14 protein-coding genes are annotated in these 16,806 nt (G+C 72.1%); 7 read left to right on the top strand and 7 right to left on the bottom strand.

Annotation, left to right across the window (positions count from 1 at the left end):
• Positions 1-33 precede the first annotated feature (33 nt).
• Both ACH414_RS15920 and ACH414_RS15915 read right to left on the bottom strand, forming a co-directional pair.
• Positions 34-237, bottom strand: coding sequence for a DUF397 domain-containing protein (locus tag ACH414_RS15920; protein ID WP_382532661.1), 204 nt, complete (start codon positions 235-237; stop codon positions 34-36).
• The gene (locus ACH414_RS15915) at positions 234-1,103 is read right to left on the bottom strand and encodes a helix-turn-helix domain-containing protein (RefSeq protein WP_382532663.1); all 870 of its coding nucleotides are present in this window, start codon (positions 1,101-1,103) and stop codon (positions 234-236) included. Before ACH414_RS15915 ends, ACH414_RS15920 begins: the two co-directional genes overlap by 4 nt.
• A gap of 142 nt (positions 1,104-1,245) precedes the next feature.
• Between ACH414_RS15915 and ACH414_RS15910 the strand changes: the two genes are divergently transcribed.
• Both ACH414_RS15910 and ACH414_RS15905 read left to right on the top strand, forming a co-directional pair.
• A complete protein-coding gene (locus ACH414_RS15910; RefSeq protein ID WP_382532665.1) occupies positions 1,246-1,698 on the top strand; it encodes an ATP-binding protein in 453 nt (150 codons plus the stop codon).
• 287 nt (positions 1,699-1,985) lie between these two features.
• Positions 1,986-2,825 (top strand): helix-turn-helix domain-containing protein, encoded by an 840-nt coding sequence (locus tag ACH414_RS15905; RefSeq protein WP_398942144.1) that lies wholly within the window; start codon positions 1,986-1,988, stop codon positions 2,823-2,825.
• Between the two features lie 263 nt (positions 2,826-3,088).
• Here ACH414_RS15905 and ACH414_RS15900 read toward each other — a convergent pair whose 3' ends face one another.
• A complete protein-coding gene (locus ACH414_RS15900) occupies positions 3,089-4,132 on the bottom strand; it encodes a helix-turn-helix domain-containing protein (protein ID WP_386565333.1) in 1,044 nt (347 codons plus the stop codon).
• 119 nt (positions 4,133-4,251) lie between these two features.
• Here ACH414_RS15900 and ACH414_RS15895 point away from each other — a divergent pair, with 119 nt between their 5' ends.
• The 3 genes from ACH414_RS15895 to ACH414_RS15885 all read left to right on the top strand — a co-directional run bounded on the left by ACH414_RS15895 (position 4,252) and on the right by ACH414_RS15885 (position 7,878).
• Complete coding sequence (locus ACH414_RS15895) at positions 4,252-5,154, top strand: alpha/beta hydrolase (protein WP_398942143.1); 903 nt, start codon at positions 4,252-4,254, stop codon at positions 5,152-5,154.
• Positions 5,155-5,209: 55 nt separating this feature from the next.
• The gene (locus ACH414_RS15890) at positions 5,210-6,319 is read left to right on the top strand and encodes a serine hydrolase domain-containing protein (protein ID WP_391769277.1); all 1,110 of its coding nucleotides are present in this window, start codon (positions 5,210-5,212) and stop codon (positions 6,317-6,319) included.
• Between the two features lie 254 nt (positions 6,320-6,573).
• Complete coding sequence (locus tag ACH414_RS15885; protein WP_391769278.1) at positions 6,574-7,878, top strand: M28 family metallopeptidase; 1,305 nt, start codon at positions 6,574-6,576, stop codon at positions 7,876-7,878.
• Positions 7,879-7,990: 112 nt separating this feature from the next.
• Here ACH414_RS15885 and ACH414_RS15880 read toward each other — a convergent pair whose 3' ends face one another.
• Both ACH414_RS15880 and ACH414_RS15875 read right to left on the bottom strand, forming a co-directional pair.
• Complete coding sequence (locus ACH414_RS15880) at positions 7,991-9,178, bottom strand: outer membrane lipoprotein carrier protein LolA (protein WP_382532675.1); 1,188 nt, start codon at positions 9,176-9,178, stop codon at positions 7,991-7,993.
• Positions 9,179-9,302: 124 nt separating this feature from the next.
• On the bottom strand, positions 9,303-10,313 hold the full coding sequence (locus ACH414_RS15875; RefSeq protein WP_382532677.1) for a polyprenyl synthetase family protein: 1,011 nt from the start codon (positions 10,311-10,313) through the stop codon (positions 9,303-9,305).
• 209 nt (positions 10,314-10,522) lie between these two features.
• On the opposite strand from ACH414_RS15875, the gene ACH414_RS15870 reads away from it, so the two are divergent.
• Positions 10,523-12,028, top strand: a complete 1,506-nt coding sequence (locus ACH414_RS15870; protein WP_382532678.1) for a peptide MFS transporter — start codon at positions 10,523-10,525, stop codon at positions 12,026-12,028.
• A gap of 20 nt (positions 12,029-12,048) precedes the next feature.
• Complete coding sequence (locus tag ACH414_RS15865; RefSeq protein WP_382532680.1) at positions 12,049-14,046, top strand: CocE/NonD family hydrolase; 1,998 nt, start codon at positions 12,049-12,051, stop codon at positions 14,044-14,046.
• A 48-nt stretch (positions 14,047-14,094) separates the two neighbouring features.
• Here ACH414_RS15865 and ACH414_RS15860 read toward each other — a convergent pair whose 3' ends face one another.
• Positions 14,095-15,378 carry an LPXTG cell wall anchor domain-containing protein gene (locus ACH414_RS15860; protein ID WP_398942141.1) on the bottom strand — a complete coding sequence of 428 codons (1,284 nt, stop codon included), beginning with the start codon at positions 15,376-15,378 and terminating at the stop codon, positions 14,095-14,097.
• Between the two features lie 109 nt (positions 15,379-15,487).
• Positions 15,488-16,744 (bottom strand): LPXTG cell wall anchor domain-containing protein, encoded by a 1,257-nt coding sequence (locus ACH414_RS15855; protein ID WP_398942140.1) that lies wholly within the window; start codon positions 16,742-16,744, stop codon positions 15,488-15,490.
• Positions 16,745-16,806: the final 62 nt, after the last annotated feature.

The following is a 16,806-nucleotide window of genomic DNA, read 5'->3' as shown; positions in this document are numbered from 1 at the left end:
CAGCGTCACGCGCCCGCACCGCGTGCGCTGGCGCTATTCGGACGTCGACTCGCCGACGGCGTGCGCCACGAACCCGGTCCAGGCGAGGGGGCCGAACACGAGGCGGGCACCGTCGGTGTTCTTGGAGTCGCGGACGTGGACGGTGCCGGGGGTGGTGGCGACCTCGATGCAGTCGTTGCCGTTACCGCTGTCGCTGTAGCTGCTCTTGAACCAGTCCAGCTCGGGGTTGCCGATCATGTCTCTCCCAGCAGTTGCTCGATGAAGTCCCGGGACTCCGCAGGAGTGAGGGCCTTGGAGCGGATGATGCCATAGCGCAGTTCCAAGATCCGGAGTCGTTTGAGGTCGGAAACAGGGCGGCCGCCGAAGTCTCCGTCCATGCGCCCCACCGCCGTGCCGTCCCCGAATTTCAGAATCGCGAGCCGCCCTCCCGTCACGGGGTGATCAGCGCGCTCGGTCGGCATCACCTGGATCTCGACATGGGGCAACTCGGCTACCTCCAGCAGGTGTTCGAGCTGACGGCGCAGGACCATCTTCCCTCCGATCGGCCGCCGCAGCGACACCTCTTCCTGGATGAAGCTGAACTCGGGTGCCGGGGTCTTGTCGAGCACCGAACGACGGGCCACTCGTGCCGCCAAGTAGCGCTCCAGCTCCTCCCGTTCGTACGCCGGCCGCCACGTGCGGAGGATCGCTCGTGAGAACTCCTCGGTCTGCAGCAGGCCGTGGACGGTGAAGTTGGAGTAGAGGCAGAACTCGACCGCCCGCGCCTCCAGCTTCGCCAGGTCCCGGACCTGCTTCGGGTACCGAACCTCCTCCACGTCCTTCTTCATCGCCGAGATCAGCCCCCGCGCCTCCGCCGCCTGGTCCGCCTTGTCCAGGTACTCCGGGCGCGGGATCCGTGCCCCGCGCTCGATCTTGCGGATCATGTCCTCGCCGTACCCGATCCGCGCCCCGAACTCGACGGCGCTCAGCCCCCTCGCCTCCCGCCACAGCCTGAGCTGGCGGCCCACCGCGGCGATGACCGCCGCACCCGACTCGTCCCCGGGCTCCACCTCCCAGCCCGCGTCCTCCGTCCCCGCGCCGTCCACCTCGTCGTCCACGCTCATGCGCGCCCACCTCCTTCGGCAGAGCCCTTCCCGGGGCGTCGCGCGGGACAGTCGGGACAGGGCAGGACAGCCGCGGGACAGTAACCGTACGTAAGGGCGTGTTCGATGGGCAGCGTAAGCAGAGCCCGCGACGCTGGGTGACATGAATCAGGAACCCACCCAACTCGTGGCGTCTGTACGCCAATTCGGAATCCAGCTCTCCGCCACCCGCCGGGGCGCCCGCCTGGCCAGGCTGCTGGCCGTGGAGCAGCTGCGCTCCTGGGGACTGGAGCACGCGACGGCCCCCGCCGCCCAGATCGTCGCCGAGCTCGCCGTGAACGCGGTGACGCACGGCCACGTCACGGGAAGGGACTTCCACCTCGCGCTGCTGGCGCAGGACGACGTGCTGCGGATCGAGGTCGCGGACACGCGGGGTGACCGGTTGCCGCGTTACGGGCGGGGGCGGGGGCTGCTGATCGTGGCGGAGCTGGCGCGGGGGTGGGGCGTCCGTACGGGCCCCGTGCCCCGGAAGACGGTGTGGGCCGAACTGGCCCTCGCGGGCGCCCACCGCGTCGAGGACGTACGCGACGCGGTGACCCACGCCGTAAAGACGTGAAAGGCCGGAGGGCAATACCCACCCAACCCCTCCAGCCTCCCCGTCGACTCGACGCCGACCTCGCCGTCGCCCTGACCGTCGCCCTGACCGTCGCCCTCGGCGCAGGCCGCTCCGTCAGCCTCCCCGGCCTCGTCACTCACGTGGGTGATCTATCCCAACTGGTCTGGATTTCGGGCAGGTTGCCTGGCATATGCTCACGCTCACAACCCCCACAAAGACGTCGGCCCCCGGCCGGGACTGCGAATCCCGATCGAGGGCCTGACCACCGAGGAAGCAGGACCTTCCCGATGGATACCCAGAAGACTAGCGCGCGCCCGGCCGCTGCCGGGCTCGTACACGTGAATGTCCGCCACACGACCCGCTACACGGTCGTCGGCAACCACCTCGCCCAGCACCGCGAGCTGTCGCTGCTCGCGATCGGGCTGTCCGTCCACCTCCAGTCGCTGCCCGCCGGGGCGGCGGTCGGTGTGAAGGCGATCGCGGCGAAGTTCCCGGAAAGCGAGCTGCGGGTCGCGGCGGCGATGCGGGAGCTGGAGGCGCACGGGTACCTCAAGCGGGTCCGGGAGCGGCTGCCGAACGGGAAGTTCGTGCAGTACACGGTCTCGTACAACCGTCCGGGGGCTGATCCGGAGCCCACGAGGGTGACGCCGAGCCCGCCCCGGCCCCCACAGCCCCCGCCACCCCCGAACCCGCCCCCGCCGGCGCCCGCGCCCGCGTCCGCGCCGCCTCTCGCGGAGCGGGACCGCCCGGCCGCCGAACTCCTCACGAGGCTGCGCCTCCACGATCCGCGCCTGCTCCTCGGTGAGCGGGACATCGAGCGGCTGGCTCCGGGGGTGACGGCCTGGCTGGACCGGGGCGCCCATCCCGACGCGGTGAGCCGGACGCTCTCGGCGGCGCTCCCCAACCCGCTCGCCCACCCGGCGGCCCTGCTGGCCCACCGCCTGAGGAGCCTCCTGCCGCCGCCCCTCCCCCCGGGGCCGCCACCTCTCCCCGCGACCCGCATGACGATGACGTCGCCGCGCTCCCCCTTCGCGGAGTGCGAGGACTGCGGCCTCCCCTTCCGTGGCGCTCCACCACCGGACGGCCTGTGCCTCGACTGCCGCCCGGTCGAGAGCGAGGCCGCCTAGCAGGAAGACGACCTACGGGCCGGTCCCGCACGACGGCGGCCGCCGCCGTCGTCGCCGCGGCCACCAGCAGCGCGAGCGGCATCACCGCGGCCGAGGCGAAGGGGAACCAGCGCTCGCCCAGGACGGCGATGGCGGCGCGGCGGGGGGCGAGCGCGCTGACGGTGCCGGCGACGAGCAGGTCCGCTGGCCCGTGGATCGGTCGATGACCAGCTCACCGGTCCACACCTCGTACCGGTTGCAGGAGGACCCGTCGGAGCGCCCCGCTACTCCTCGCCCTCCGCCAACCGCCAGGCCGTCAGCGCCAGTCGGGCGCGTGCCAGGTCGGTCGGGGTCGTGAGGTCCAGGGCGAGGGCCGCGCCGAGGTGGTCCAGGCGGCGGGCGACCGTGCTGTGGTGGAGGTGGAGGAGGTCCGCGGCCCGGCGGAGGGAGGCCGTGGTGCAGTAGGCGTCCAGCGTGTCCACCGTGGCGGCGGCTTCCGGGGGTTCCAGCGCGGCGACGACGCGGGCCAGCGCCGCCACGTCCGGGTTGGCCCGGGCGGTCTCCGGGGGGATCTCCGCCAGGAGGGCCAGGGCACCCAGGTCGGCGTGGGCCACCACCGGGGTCCGGGGGGTGGTGAAGCGGAGCGCCGTGCGGGCCTCGCGCCAGGAGTGGCCGAGGCCCGCGCGGGTGGACGGGGGGAAGCGGGCCGGGTCCACGGGGGCCGCGGTGAGCAGGACGCCCACGTCCGCCAGAGGGGCCGCCTTGACCAGGGCCGCGGGGCAGACGCTCGCGCCGACCCGGTCCAGCGGCAGCGGGGAATGGACGGCCACGACGTGGACGGGGCGGCCGGGGGCGAAGCCCAGGAGACGCAGGGCCCGTGCCCGGGACGGCTCGTCGCCCTCGGTGCCGACGGCCAGTTCGACGAGGGCCGGATCGGCCATGGTCGTGCGGGCCGGGCCGTAGCGTTCCACCGCCGTGGCCACGGCGAGTGCGAGGCGGTCCAGGAGGATGTCGTCGAGGGGGTTCGCCGGGCCCGGGCGCTCCAGCCACACCTCGCCGATCTCCTCCTCGTCCAGGGTGACCGGGGTGGAGGACGAGGCGGGCAGAGGGGGCGTGGTCGCCTCCGTGCCCAGAGGAGAGACGCGGGTCGCCGGCTCCGTACCGTGCAGGCGGATCCCCGCCACGCACTCCGCGAGGCCCGCCGACGCGCGGGCCAGCGCCGGAAGGTCCACGCGACGGCGCATCAGCGTGTCGTAGAACGCGACGATGCGGATCGCCCCGTCGACGTACGGGTCGAGTCCCGACAGGCGCAGGGCCAGTGCCTCCATGGGCAGCAGGATAGGCAGGCGCCCCGCCGGGGGTCGGCCGACGGGCGTCGCGCCCGCCGTGCGCGATGCGCGACGACCGGCGGGTGATCCGGTGCGCGCCGGCCGTGAGGATGAGCCTCATGGACCCCGAACTCGAAGCCTTCGTCCCGCTGTTCCCCGACGCCGACTTATCCGACCCCGCCGCCGCCCGCGCACGGTTCGCCGGTCTGGCCGCCTCCGTGCCGCTGCCCGACACCCCGGGCATCGAGGTCCAGGACGTGGCCGTTCCCGTGCCCGCCGCGGCCGACGTGCCCCTCCGGCTCTACCGGCCGCAGGGCGCCCGCGGCGCCCTGGTCTGGCTGCACGGCGGCGGGCACGTCATGGGCGACGTGCGCACCGAGCACCCGTGGGCGACCCGTATCGCGGCCGGGTCCGGCGCGGTCGTCGTCTCGGTCGGCTACCGGCTCTCGCCCGAGAACCCCTTCCCCGCCGCCCTCGACGACGCCTGCGCCGCCCTCGCCTGGACCGCCGGGCACGCGGACGCCCTCGGCGTCGACCCCGAGCGGATCGCCGTCGGCGGGCACAGCGCCGGCGGCGGGCTCGCGGCGGCGGTCGCGCTGCGCTCGCGCGACGAGCGGGGGCCCGCGATCCGCTTCCAGCTGCTCAACCAGCCGCAGCTCGACGACCGGCAGGAGACCTGGTCGCAGCGGCACTTCACCGACACGCCCTGGATCGACCGCGCCAAGGCCGCCGCCTCCTGGCGCCACTACCTCGGCGGGCGGCCCGCCACCCCGTACGCCGCTCCCGCCCGCGCCGAGGACCTCTCCGGCCTCCCGCCCGCCTACATCGCCACGGCGGAGCTGTGCCCCAACCGCGACGAGGACATCCACTACGCGCTCCGGCTCCTGCAGGCGGGCGTCTCCGTCGAGCTGCACCAGTGGCCCGGCACCTTCCACGGCTCGCAGGCCATCGTCTCCGCCGACGTCTCCCAGCGGCAGAACGCCGAGCTCGGCGCCGTGCTGCGGCGCGCCCTGGCCGGCTGAGCATGCGCTCCGGCAAAGCCGAACACCACCACCCGTACGAGAGGACCACCGCCCCATGGACACGCCCCGGCTCCAGGACGCCCTCGACCGCCTCCACCGCGCCGGAATGCCCGGCGTCTTCGCCGAGGTCCGCGACTCCGGCCGGATCTGGCGCGGTGCAGCCGGTGTCGCCGACCTCGAGACCGGGCGGCCCGTCACGCCGGGCATGCCGCACCGGGTCGGCAGCCTCACCAAGACCTTCGTCGCCGCCGCCGTCCTGCTCCAGGCCGAGGCGGGCCGGGTCCGGCTCGACGCGCCCGTCGGGGACCACCTGCCGGACCTCGTGCCGGGCGAGCGGGGGCGGCGGGTCACGGTGCGCATGCTGCTCCAGCACACCAGTGGCTTCGCCGAGTACATCCCGTACGCCTTCCCGTCCCTGCGGGGCGGGCCCTCGGGCGTATCCGCACAGAGCCTGGACGACAACCGGTTCCGGCGGTTCCGCCCGCCCGAGCTGATCGCGCTGGGGCTCGCGGCGCCGCCGGCCGGGGAGCCGGGCGGCACGCCCGGGGTGTACTCCAACACCAACTACGCCCTGCTCGGGCTGCTGTTGGAGCGCGTCACCGGCGTCCCGGTGGAGGAGTGCGTCAGGCGCGAGGTCATCGAGCGGGCCGGGCTGAGGCACACCGCCTTTCCCACCGGGCCGCGGATCGAGGGGGCGCACTCGAAGATGTACGAGGCGCTCTGGGGCGTGCTCGAACCGCCGCGCGACTACAGCGTCTACGACATGTCGTGGGTCATGGCCGGGGCCGGGCTCGTGTCCACGACGGCGGACCTGAACCTCTTCTACGCCGAGCTGCTCGCCGGCCGGATCGTCACCCCGGCCTCGCTCAAGGAGATGCAGCGCACGGTCCCGGTGATCGCGCTGGACGGCTCGACCATCCAGTACGGACTCGGGCTGCACAGGGCCGAGGTCCCGGGCCGCGGCACCTTCTGGGGCAACGAGGGCACCGTCTGGGGCGCCGGGACCGTCGCCATGATCCGGGAGGACGGCGGGCGCGCCTTCTCCTTCGCCATCAACCTCATGCGGTGGAACGGGCCGGGGGTGCCACAGCCCCATCCCGTCGACAGCGCGCTGGCGGCGCTGCGGGAGAGCGCGACGGGCTGTCCGGTCAGCGAACAGCCCTGACCGGATTCCGCCCTTGACGGCAAGTCAAACTCTCACTGAACATTCGTCACACACAGCGCAACCGCACGGCTTGATCCGTGCACACCCGGTTCCACCGCACACCCGCACATCAGCGCACCAGCACCGTCGCGCACCCGCACCGCCGCACCACCGCGCACCAGCGCACCCGCACAGCTCCAACGCCTCGCGCCACCCACGACGCGAGGCGCTCGCACGTTCCGTCCCATCCCCAGTTCGGAATCCGGAGCCCCCACATGAAACTCTCCGCGAGACTTTCCGCCGCCGCCGGAGCCTCCGCGCTCCTCGTCGGCGCCTTCGCCGGCGCCCCCGGCGCCAGTGCGGCCGAGCAGGCCGTCACCCCGCCCGACATATCCGTGGCGAACGTCAAGCAGCACCTCGCCGACCTGCAGACGATCGCCGGCAACAACGGCGGCAACCGCGCCCACGGCCGGACCGGCTACAAGGCCTCGATCGACTTCGTGAAGGCGAAGCTCGACGCCGCCGGCTACACCACGGCGCTCCAGCAGTTCACGTACAACGGCGCCACCGGCTACAACCTGATAGCCGACTGGCCCGGCGGCGACCCCAACCAGGTCATCATGTCCGGCTCGCACCTCGACTCCGTCACCGCGGGCCCCGGCATCAACGACAACGGTTCCGGTTCCGCGGCCATCCTGGAGACCGCGCTCGCCGTCTCCCGCGCCCAGCTGCAGCCCACGAAGCACCTGCGCTTCGGCTGGTGGGGCGCGGAGGAGCTGGGCCTGGTCGGCTCGAAGTACTACGTCAACAACCTGGCGAGCACCGAGCGTTCGAAGATCAAGGGCTATCTGAACTTCGACATGATCGGCTCGCCCAACCCGGGCTACTTCGTCTACGACGACGACCCGACGATCGAGCAGACCTTCAAGAACTACTACGCGGGTCTCGGCATCCCCACGGAGATCGAGACCGAGGGCGACGGGCGCTCGGACCACGCGCCCTTCAAGAACGCCGGCATCCCGGTCGGCGGCCTCTTCTCCGGCGCCGACTACACCAAGACCTCCGCCCAGGCGCAGAAGTGGGGCGGCACGGCGGGCCAGGCGTTCGACCGCTGCTACCACTCGTCGTGCGACACGACCGCGAACATCAACGACACGGCCCTCGACCGGAACGCGGACGCCATCGCGTACGCCGTCTGGAACCTGTCGAGCGGTACGACGACCCCGCCGACCGGCACGGTCTTCAGCAACGACACCGACGTGTCCGTCCCGGACAACGGCGCCGCGGTGACCTCCTCCGTGACCGTCAGCGGCATCACCGGCAACGCGCCGAGCAACCTCGCCGTCGGCGTGGACATCGTCCACACCTACATCGGTGACCTGGTCGTCGACCTCATCGCCCCCGACGGCTCGGTCTACAACCTGCACAACCGGACCGGCGGCAGCGCGGACAACATCAACCAGACCTACACCGTGAACGCCTCCTCCGAGGTCGCCAACGGCGTCTGGAAGCTCCGCGTCCAGGACAAGGCCTCGGTCGACACCGGGTACATCAACTCCTTCAAGCTGACGTTCCCGTAGCACGACCGCACGACCGCACGACCGAAGGCCGTAAGGCCGAAAGACCGCACACAAGCTCCTGGGTGGGTCGGTGACCATCGCCCCCGACCCACCCAGGGTCCCAATCCGGTGCCTACTTGCCGGCGTTCGCCGTCTCCACCAGCTTCTGCGGGGTCACCGCGCCGACGTAGACCTTGCCGTCCTCCGTCATCAGGGCATTGACGATCTTCGTCTTGAAGACCGTGCCCGAGCCGAACTTCCCGCTGACCTTGTCGCCGAGCGCGTCCAGGAAGCCCTGGACCTCCTTCGGCGCCTCGTCCGTCTTCGGGGCCGGGGCGCCCGAGTCCAGCTTCGCGATCGTGGTCCAGCCCTCGCCGATGACGTTGACGTCGCCGCCCTCGGCACCACCGAGGCCGGCCAGGCCGCCCAGGCCGCCGAAGGCCTTGTCCAGGTCCTCCGGAGCGCCGTCGCCCTTCCCGGGCTTCCCGGCCTCCTCGGCCGCCCCCTCCGTCACCTTCGCGCCCTTCGGCGCCTTGAAGTCGAAGACCGAGGCGTCCGGCTTGCCGAAGTCGACCTTGGTGAAGCCCGCGTCCACGACCGGCTTGCCGCCGCTGACGGAGTCGAGGGTGAACTTCAGCGGGGTGCCGTTGGCCGCGTCCACCGCGATCGTGACCGCCTCGACCGTCGAGCCGGACTGCTTGGGCTTGATCACCAGCCGGTAGGCGTCCCGGCCGGCCACCTTCGCCGTGCCGCCGACGGTGATCGAGGTGGTGTCGCCGGCCGCCTTCAGGACCTCGTCGGCGAGCTCCTTCGGGGTGCCGGGGACCTTCTTCTCCGGGGCGGCGCCGCCCGCGCCCTTCTCGTGGAAGACCTCGTTCGACTTGCTGTCATACGCCCAGACGTCGTCGCCGTTGTGGATCAGGCTGTACTCCTCGGAGCCGTCGAGCAGCGTCAGCTTCTGCCGGTCCGGGCCGTCCGCCGCCACCCGCAGGGTGTGCGAGCCGGAGACCAGCTCGGTGAGCTTCTCGGAGGGGTCGGCGGAGGACGGGCCCGACCCGGCGGCGGAGGACAGCAGACCGGCGAAGGACGGCAGGCCCAGGTCGGTGCTGATCCGGAACGTCCCGGACAGGGTCTGGGTGTCCGAGGCGGCGATCTTCTCGATCAGCTGCTGCGCCGTGATCTCCGGCAGGTCCGGGTCGCCGGACGCCGCGAGCGCGGGGACGAGGCCGATCGTCGCCGCCGCCACCCCCGCCACGGCGACCGGGACGACGTAACGGCTCGCCTTACGCGGAGCACGCTGACGGGTTTCGTTCGTTGCCATGATCTGGCTACCTCCGTGGGCACCTTGGTCGATGGATCCATCTCACCAAGGCGGCGGGGCGAAAGCGTCAGCCCGCGGGATCAACCTGGAGTACCCCTCCAGGATGACCCCACCCTGAGAACCCCTAGCCCGCGCGGTGGACCACCGCGTCGCACATCTCCGCGAGCGCCGACTTCGCATAGCCGTCGGGCAGCGGAGCCAGCATCGCGCGGGCCTCCTCCGCGTAGCGCACGGTGTCGCGGCGGGCCTGCTCCAGGGCGGGGTGGACGCGCAGCCGGCGCAGCGCCTCGGCGTGCCGGGCGTCGTCGGTGAGGTCGCCGTCGATGAGGGCGACCAGCTCCAGGTCCTCCGGGCGCCCGTGGGCGGCCGCGGCGGCCCGCAGCCGGAGCACGGGGAGGGTGGGGATGCCCTCGCGCAGGTCGGTGCCGGGGGTCTTGCCGGACTCGTGGGAGTCGGAGGCGATGTCGAGGACGTCGTCGGCGAGCTGGAAGGCGACGCCGAGCCGCTCCCCGTACTGGGTGAGGATGTCGACGACGCTCTCGTCGGCGCCGGCCATCATCGCGCCGAAGCGACAGGAGACGGCGACCAGCGAGCCGGTCTTGCCGGAGAGCACGTCGAGGTAGTGGTCGACCGGGTCGCGGCCCTCCTGCGGGCCCGCGGTCTCCAGGATCTGACCGGTGACGAGCCGTTCGAACGCCTCGGACTGGATGCGTACGGCCTCGGGTCCGAGGTCCGCGAGCGTGTGCGAGGCGCGGGCGAAGAGGAAGTCACCCGTGAGGACGGCGATCGAGTTGCCCCAGCGGGTGTTCGCGCTCTCCACCCCGCGGCGCACGTCCGCCTCGTCCATGACGTCGTCGTGGTAGAGCGTGGCGAGATGGGTGAGCTCGACGACGACGGCCGAGGGCACGACACCCGGCGCGTAGGGGTCGCCGAACTGCGCGGCGAGCATCACGAGCAGCGGCCGGAACCGCTTGCCGCCGGCCAGCACCAGGTGCTGGGCGGCCTCCGTGATGAACGGCACGTCGCTCTTGGTGGCGTCGAGGAGGCCGGCCTCCACCGCCGCCAATCCGGTCTGGACATCGGCTTCGAGAGCCTGGTCCCGCACGCTAAGACCGAACGGCCCGACGACGGTCACGAGGGGGTCTCCTGTCTGCTGACGCCTGCTGACGCTGTCCTTGACGCTGTGCGAACCACACGTCGACCACTACGCCGATGACTCGGATTGTCGATGTGTCGGTCGATTCACTCAAGCCAGCGTATCCGGTCACGTTTCGATCACCGTGGGCGCCTTCCCGTCACCCCCGGTATGTTCGGGATCAGCTCATACGACCAGGAGTAGGCGTTTTGTCCCGAACAGCGATCGACATCGACACGAACGGCGAGCAGCCGCCCCCCGAGGACGACAAGGCGTTCCTCGGGCAGCCGAGGGGGCTGCTGACCCTCTCCGGCCTGGAGGTCTGGGAGCGCTTCTCGTTCCTCGGGATGCAGGCGATCCTCGTCCTCTACTTCGCCGACACCGTCGCCCACGGCGGCATGGGCATGGACGCGGGCACCGCGGCCTCCGTCTCCGCCGCGTACGGCACGCTCGTCTATCTGGTCTCGGTCGCCGGCGGCTGGCTGGCCGACCGGATCCTCGGCTCTTACCGCGCGGTGCTCTACGGCGGCGTCCTGATCGCCTGCGGCCACTACGCCATGGCCGTCCCCACCGCCGCCATGACCTGGGTCGGCCTCGGCCTGATCAGTGCCGGCACCGGCCTGCTGAAGCCGAACGTGGCCACCATGGTCGGCAAGCTCTACCGGACCGACGACGAGCGCCGGGACGCCGGCTTCGCGCTCTACTACATGGCGATCAACATCGGGGCCTTCGCCGGCCCGCTGATCACCGGCTGGCTGGGCGACCACAAGGGCTGGCACTGGGGCTTCTCCGCCGCCGCCATCGGGATGACGTTCGGCCTGGTCCAGTACGTGGCGGGCCGCCGTCACCTGGCCGGGCGGAAGCACTCCGCGGAGTACGCCCTCGCCCCGCAGGCGCTGCGCCGTGCGGTCCGGACCATGGGCGTCGGCGCGGTGGTCACCGCCCTCGTGGCGACCGGTCTGGCCCTGGCGGGCTGGCTGACCATGGACCGCTTCGTCGATCTGCTGACCCTGATCTCGGTGATCGCGCCGGTCGTCTACTTCTGGGTCATGTTCGCGAGTCCCCGGGTGACCGCCGAGGAGCGGGGCCGCCTCAAGCCGTACGTCGTCCTCTTCCTGGCCTCGGTGGCGTTCAACTTCATCCTCTTCCAGGCGTACTCGACGATGATGCTGCTGGCCTCGACCAACGCCCGCACCACCCTCCTCGGCTTCGACTTCCCGGCGAGCTGGTACGCCTCCGCCCTCGGCGCCTTCGAGGTGCTCCTGGCACCCGTCGTGGCCGCCGTCTGGGCCCGCATGGGGCCCCGCCAGCCGCACGCCTCCAACAAGATCGCCTTCGGGGTGATCCTGGGCGGCCTGTCCTTCCTGCTGATGGTCCTGCCGACCTCCGGGCACGCGGACGACACCTACAAGATGGCCGCCTGGTGGATCGTCGGCTCCTATCTGCTGCTCGGCCTCGGCGACGTGCTCCTGGAGACCTCCGGGATGTCCGCCACCAGCAAGCTGGCGCCCAAGGCCTTCGCCAGCCAGACGATGTCGCTCTGGTTCCTCTCCCTCGCGCTCGCCAACGGCATCCAGGCCCAGACGGTGAAGCTTTACGACGACGTCTCCAAGCCGGCCTACTTCGGTGTGAACGGCGCCATCGCGGTCGCCGTCGGCCTCGCCGTGATCGCCCTGGCGCCCTGGCTGCGCCGCACCATGCACCCCGTCCACTGACGATTCCGCCGAGGTCCGTCATGCACATCCGCACCGACTTCCCGTACGAGACCCGCCACGAGGACGTCCGCATCCCGCTGCCGGACGGGACACGGCTCTACGCCCGGGTGTGGCGGCCGCTCACCGACGAGCCCGTGCCGGCCCTCCTGGAGTACCTGCCGTACCGCCTCACCGACTGGACCGCGCCCCGCGACTGGCAGCGCCACCCCTGGTACGCGGGCCACGGCTACGCCTCCGTACGGGTCGACGTGCGCGGGCACGGCAACAGCGAGGGGCTGCCCGGCGACGAGTACGACGCCACCGAGCTCGCCGACGGCGTGGCCGTCGTGGAGTGGCTGGCCGCGCAGCCCTGGTGCTCGGGGAAGGTCGGCATGTTCGGCATCTCCTGGGGCGGCTTCAACTCGCTCCAGATCGCCGCGCTCGCCCCCGAGCCGCTGAAGGCGGTCGTCACCGTCTGCTCGACCGACGACCGCTACGACAACGACGTGCACTACATGGGCGGCTCCGTCCTCGCCGTCGACATGCACGCCTGGGCGGCCACCATGCTGGCCTTCGTCTCCCGGCCCCCGGACCCGCGGTACGTGGGCGAGGAGTGGCGGGAGCTGTGGCTCAAGCGGCTGGAGGCCGTGGAGCCCTTCATCCACACCTGGCTCGCCCACCAGACCCGGGACGCGTACTGGAAGCACGGCAGCGTCTGCGAGGACTACTCCGCCGTCAAGGCCGCCGTCCTCGCCGTGGGCGGCTGGCACGACCCGTACCGGGACACCGTGCTCCGGCTCGTCGAACACCTCCCCCAGGACCGGGTCCGCGGCATCATCGGGCCCTGGTCGCACCAGTACCCGGACCGCGGGCTTCCGCCGGGGCCGGCGATCGGCTTCCTCCAGGAGACCCTGCGCTGGTGGGACCACCACCTCAAGGGCGTCGAGAACGACGTGATGGCCGAGCCGCTGCTGCGCTCCTGGATCAGCGACTCCCACCCGCCGGCCACCGTCTACGAGGAGCTGCCGGGCCGCTGGGTCGCCGACCCCGACTGGCCCTCCCCGCACGTCACGCCCGTCACGTACGCCTTCGGCGGCGAGCCGGTGGCGGTCGCCTCCCCGCAGCAGACCGGGCTGGACGCGGGCCGCTTCTTCCCGTTCGGCAACGACGCCGACCTGCCGCCCGACCAGCGCACGGAGGACGCGCACTCGGCCTGCTTCGACTTCCCCGTTCCGCTCGGAGGGGAACCGATCGAGATCCTCGGCCGCCCCTCGGTCCGCCTCCGCCTGCGGGCGGCCGCGCCCACCGGGCAGGTCGTCGCACGGCTCTGCGACATCGCCCCGGACGGCTCCTCCACCCTGGTGACCCGCGGGGCGCTCAACCTCTCCGCCCGCTACGGCCGCGACCGGGCGGTCGAGGCGCAGCTCGACGAGTGGGAGACGTACGAACTCGAACTCAACGGCATCGGTCACACCTTCCCGCCCGGCCACCGGGTCCGGCTGGCCGTCTCCTCCGCGTACTGGCCCTGGATCTGGCCGCAGCCCGACGCCGCAGGCTTCACCCTCGACCCGGCCGGCTCCGCGCTCACCCTGCCGGTCCGTGCCCGGACCGAGGACGCCGTGGAGTTCGGGGAGCCCGAGCAGTCCGAGCCGCTCGGCGTCGCCTACCCGCGCACCCTGGAGGAGCCGCGGCCGGAGCGGCTCGTGGTCCGGGACGTCGCCAAGGGCGAGTGGCGCCTGGAGGTCGACCCGCGCTACGGCGGCACCCGGGTCTACCCCGACGGCCTGGAGTTCACCGAGGACGCCCTGGAGACGTACACGATCGCCGAGGCGGACCCGCTGTCCGCCCGCACCCGCTCCGACTGGTCGATCCGGCTGCACCGCCCGGAAATGGCGTGGGACGTCAGCATCGAGACCCGTTCGGAGATCCGCTGTGACGCGGACTCCTTCCTGACCTCGAACGAGGTGGTGTGCAAGGAGGGCGGCGAGGTGGTGTTCCACCGGACGTGGGAACGCGCCATTCCGCGCACGGCCGGGTGAGGCGCCCGCGTTCCTGATGGTCCGCGGGCCCCTCGGCCCCTGCTCGGATCAGACGTCCGAGCCGGCCCTGCGGCGGCGCACGACCATCATCGCGCCCGCGCCGAGCACGACGGCCGCGCCGCCCGCGAGGGCGATCGGCAGCGTCGAGGAGCCCGCGCCGGTCGTGGCGAGGGAGCCGCCGCCCTGCTGGGGGGTGGTGCCGGAGCCGGAGCCGTGGGTGGGGGACGGCTTGGGGGACTCGGTCGGCTGGGCGGGGTCGGTCGGCTTGCCCGGCTCGCCGGGCTCGCCGGGCTCGCCGGGCTTCCGGCTGATCGAGAACTGCATGTGCCCGCCCTCGTCGGACAGGCCGCAGGAGCCGTCCTCCGCGGTGAACCGGACCAGGCCGGCCTCCACCTCGCCCGAGACGGCCTTGGTCTCGGTGTCCACCGAGACCTTCAGCCTGAAGTCGAAGGACTCGCCCGGCCTGAGCGCGGAGCCGCTGTTGACGCCCTCCTTGCCGACCGGCCGCCACTTCGGGCTGTCCACCGAGGACCAGGTCAGGTGCACGTGGCGCCAGTCCTGCTCGATCCGCTCCCAGCCGAAGGCCATGGCGTCGGTCCGGAGCGCGCTCACCGTGCCCTCGCCGTTGTTGGTGACGCGGTAGGTGAAGACACCGCTGTCCCCGGCGACGATCTTCTTCGGGCCGGTCATCGACACGGCCAGGACATCGCCGCGCGCGCACTCCTGCCCGCCGGTCTCCTTCTCGGCGTTCTTGAGTGCCACCACGGCGGCGTCGAGGGCCTTGCGCGCCTCCTCCGTCGCCGCACGGGCCGCGCTCGCCTCACGGGCGGCGGCGACCTGCGCGTCCACCATGTCCTCGCGCGCCTGTCGGGCGGTCGCGTCCGCGGTGGTCTTCGTGGCCGCGGCCGTCTCGACGGCCTGCTGCGCCTCGTCGACGGCCTTCTGGGCCGCTTCCTTCTGCGCCGGGTTCGCCCCCTCGGGCAGCGCGGTCCGGTCGGCCTGTGCCTTCGCCAGCTTCGCGTCCGCCTCCGTCTTCGCGGTGGCGGCGGCCTCGGCCGCCTTCTTCGCCGCGGCGTAGGCGACGGCGAGCGGGTGGTCGCCGCCCTCCCCCAGGGACTTGAGGGTGGCCTCGACCCTCTTCTGGACCTCGGCCTCCGCGGCGACCGCCGCGTCGTACACCCCCCGCGCCTTGGTGACCGCGAGCCGCAACTCCTCGATCGTCGGCTTCGATTCCTGGCGTACGTCCGCGAAAGCGGGCGCGGCCGAAAGGACCGCGACGGGCGTGATCACGGCCGCGGCGACCGCGGTCGCGAGAATTCGACGGATCTTCACAAAGAGCCCCCTTCAAAAGGAAAGCGGCCCCGATCCGACCGAAACGGATTCGAGGCCGCCTTTCTCACTGCTGCTTACTGCTCACTGCTTACTGACCGCTGCCTGACGCTTACGCGTCGGCGCCGGCCTTGCGGCGACGCACGACGACCATCGCGCCCGCACCGAGCACGACCGCCGCGCCGCCCGCGAGGGCGATCGGCATCGTGGAGGAGCCGGCACCGGTCGCGGCGAGGGTGCCGCCGGTGGTGCCGTTGTTCACCGGGGTGGTGGACGAGCCGCCCTGCTGGGTGGTGTTGCCGTTGCCGGAGCCCTGGGTCGGGGACGGGGTCGGCTTGGCGGGCTTGGCGGGCTTGACGATGGCGAACTCGGCGTAGGCGCCGTCCTCGCTCATGCCGCAGGAGCCGTCCTTGTTCATGTAGCCGCCGCCACCGACCACCACGCCGTCGCCGGCCGCGGCCTTGGCGTCCACGGTGACCTTCAGCTTGAAGTCGAAGGAGCCGCCCGGCTTGATCGCGGAGAGGCTGGAGAAGCCCTCCTCCTGGTCCACCGGCTGCCACTTCGGGCTGTTGGCGGAGGACCAGGTCAGGTGGATGTACTTGTCCTGGTCGTCCTCCGTGCCGAACGCGTCGGCGTAGCCGCCGACCTCGTCGAACGTGACCTTGCCCTTGTTGGTCAGTCGGAAGTTGAAGACGGCGCTGGTGCCGGCCGTGACCTTCTTGGGGCCGGTGAGCGTGGCCACGAAGCCCGCGTCGACCTCACACTCGTCCTCGCCCGGCTCCTCCTCCAGCGCCGCCCGCAGCGCAGCCTTCGCCTCGTCCAGCGTCTTGAGCGCGGCGGCCTTGTCCTTCTGGGCCTGGGCGATCTTTCGGGAGGCGGCGATGCGCTCGTCGTCGACGGCCTTCACCGCCTTCTCGTAGGCGGTCTGGGCATCGGCGGCGGTCTTGTCCGCCAGCTTCTGCGCCTCCTTCGCCTTGTCCAGCTCCAGCTGCAGGGCCGGCTTGTCGGCCTCCGCGGCGGCGTCGACCTTCGCCTGGGCTTCCTCGACGGCCTTCTTCGCCTTGGCGGCCTCACCGGCGGCCGCGGTGGCGGCGGCCTTGGCCTCGGCCCGCTTGACCATCAGCGGGTTGTCGTCCTTGAGGAGGGCCTCGAAGGCCTTCTGGGCGTCCGAGTCGGCGATGACGGCCGCGTCGTACGCGGCCTGCGCCTTGGTGACCGCGAGCCGGAGCTCCTCGATCGTGGGCTTGGCGGTCCGCTGGTCGGCGGCGGTCGGCTTGGTGTCGGCGAAGGCGGGCGCGGCGGAGAGGAGCACGACCGGAGTGGTCACGGCGGCGGCCACGGCGGTCGCGAGAATGCGACGGATCTTCACGATGGACCTTTTCTGGTCGGACGAAGATGAAAAGAGAGTTGTGGGGGTCGCGCACGCGGATA

Source organism: Streptomyces sp. NPDC020422 (assembly GCF_044386705.1).
Lineage (GTDB): Bacteria > Actinomycetota > Actinomycetes > Streptomycetales > Streptomycetaceae > Streptomyces.
This window is presented reverse-complemented; position numbering and strand designations above follow the sequence as displayed.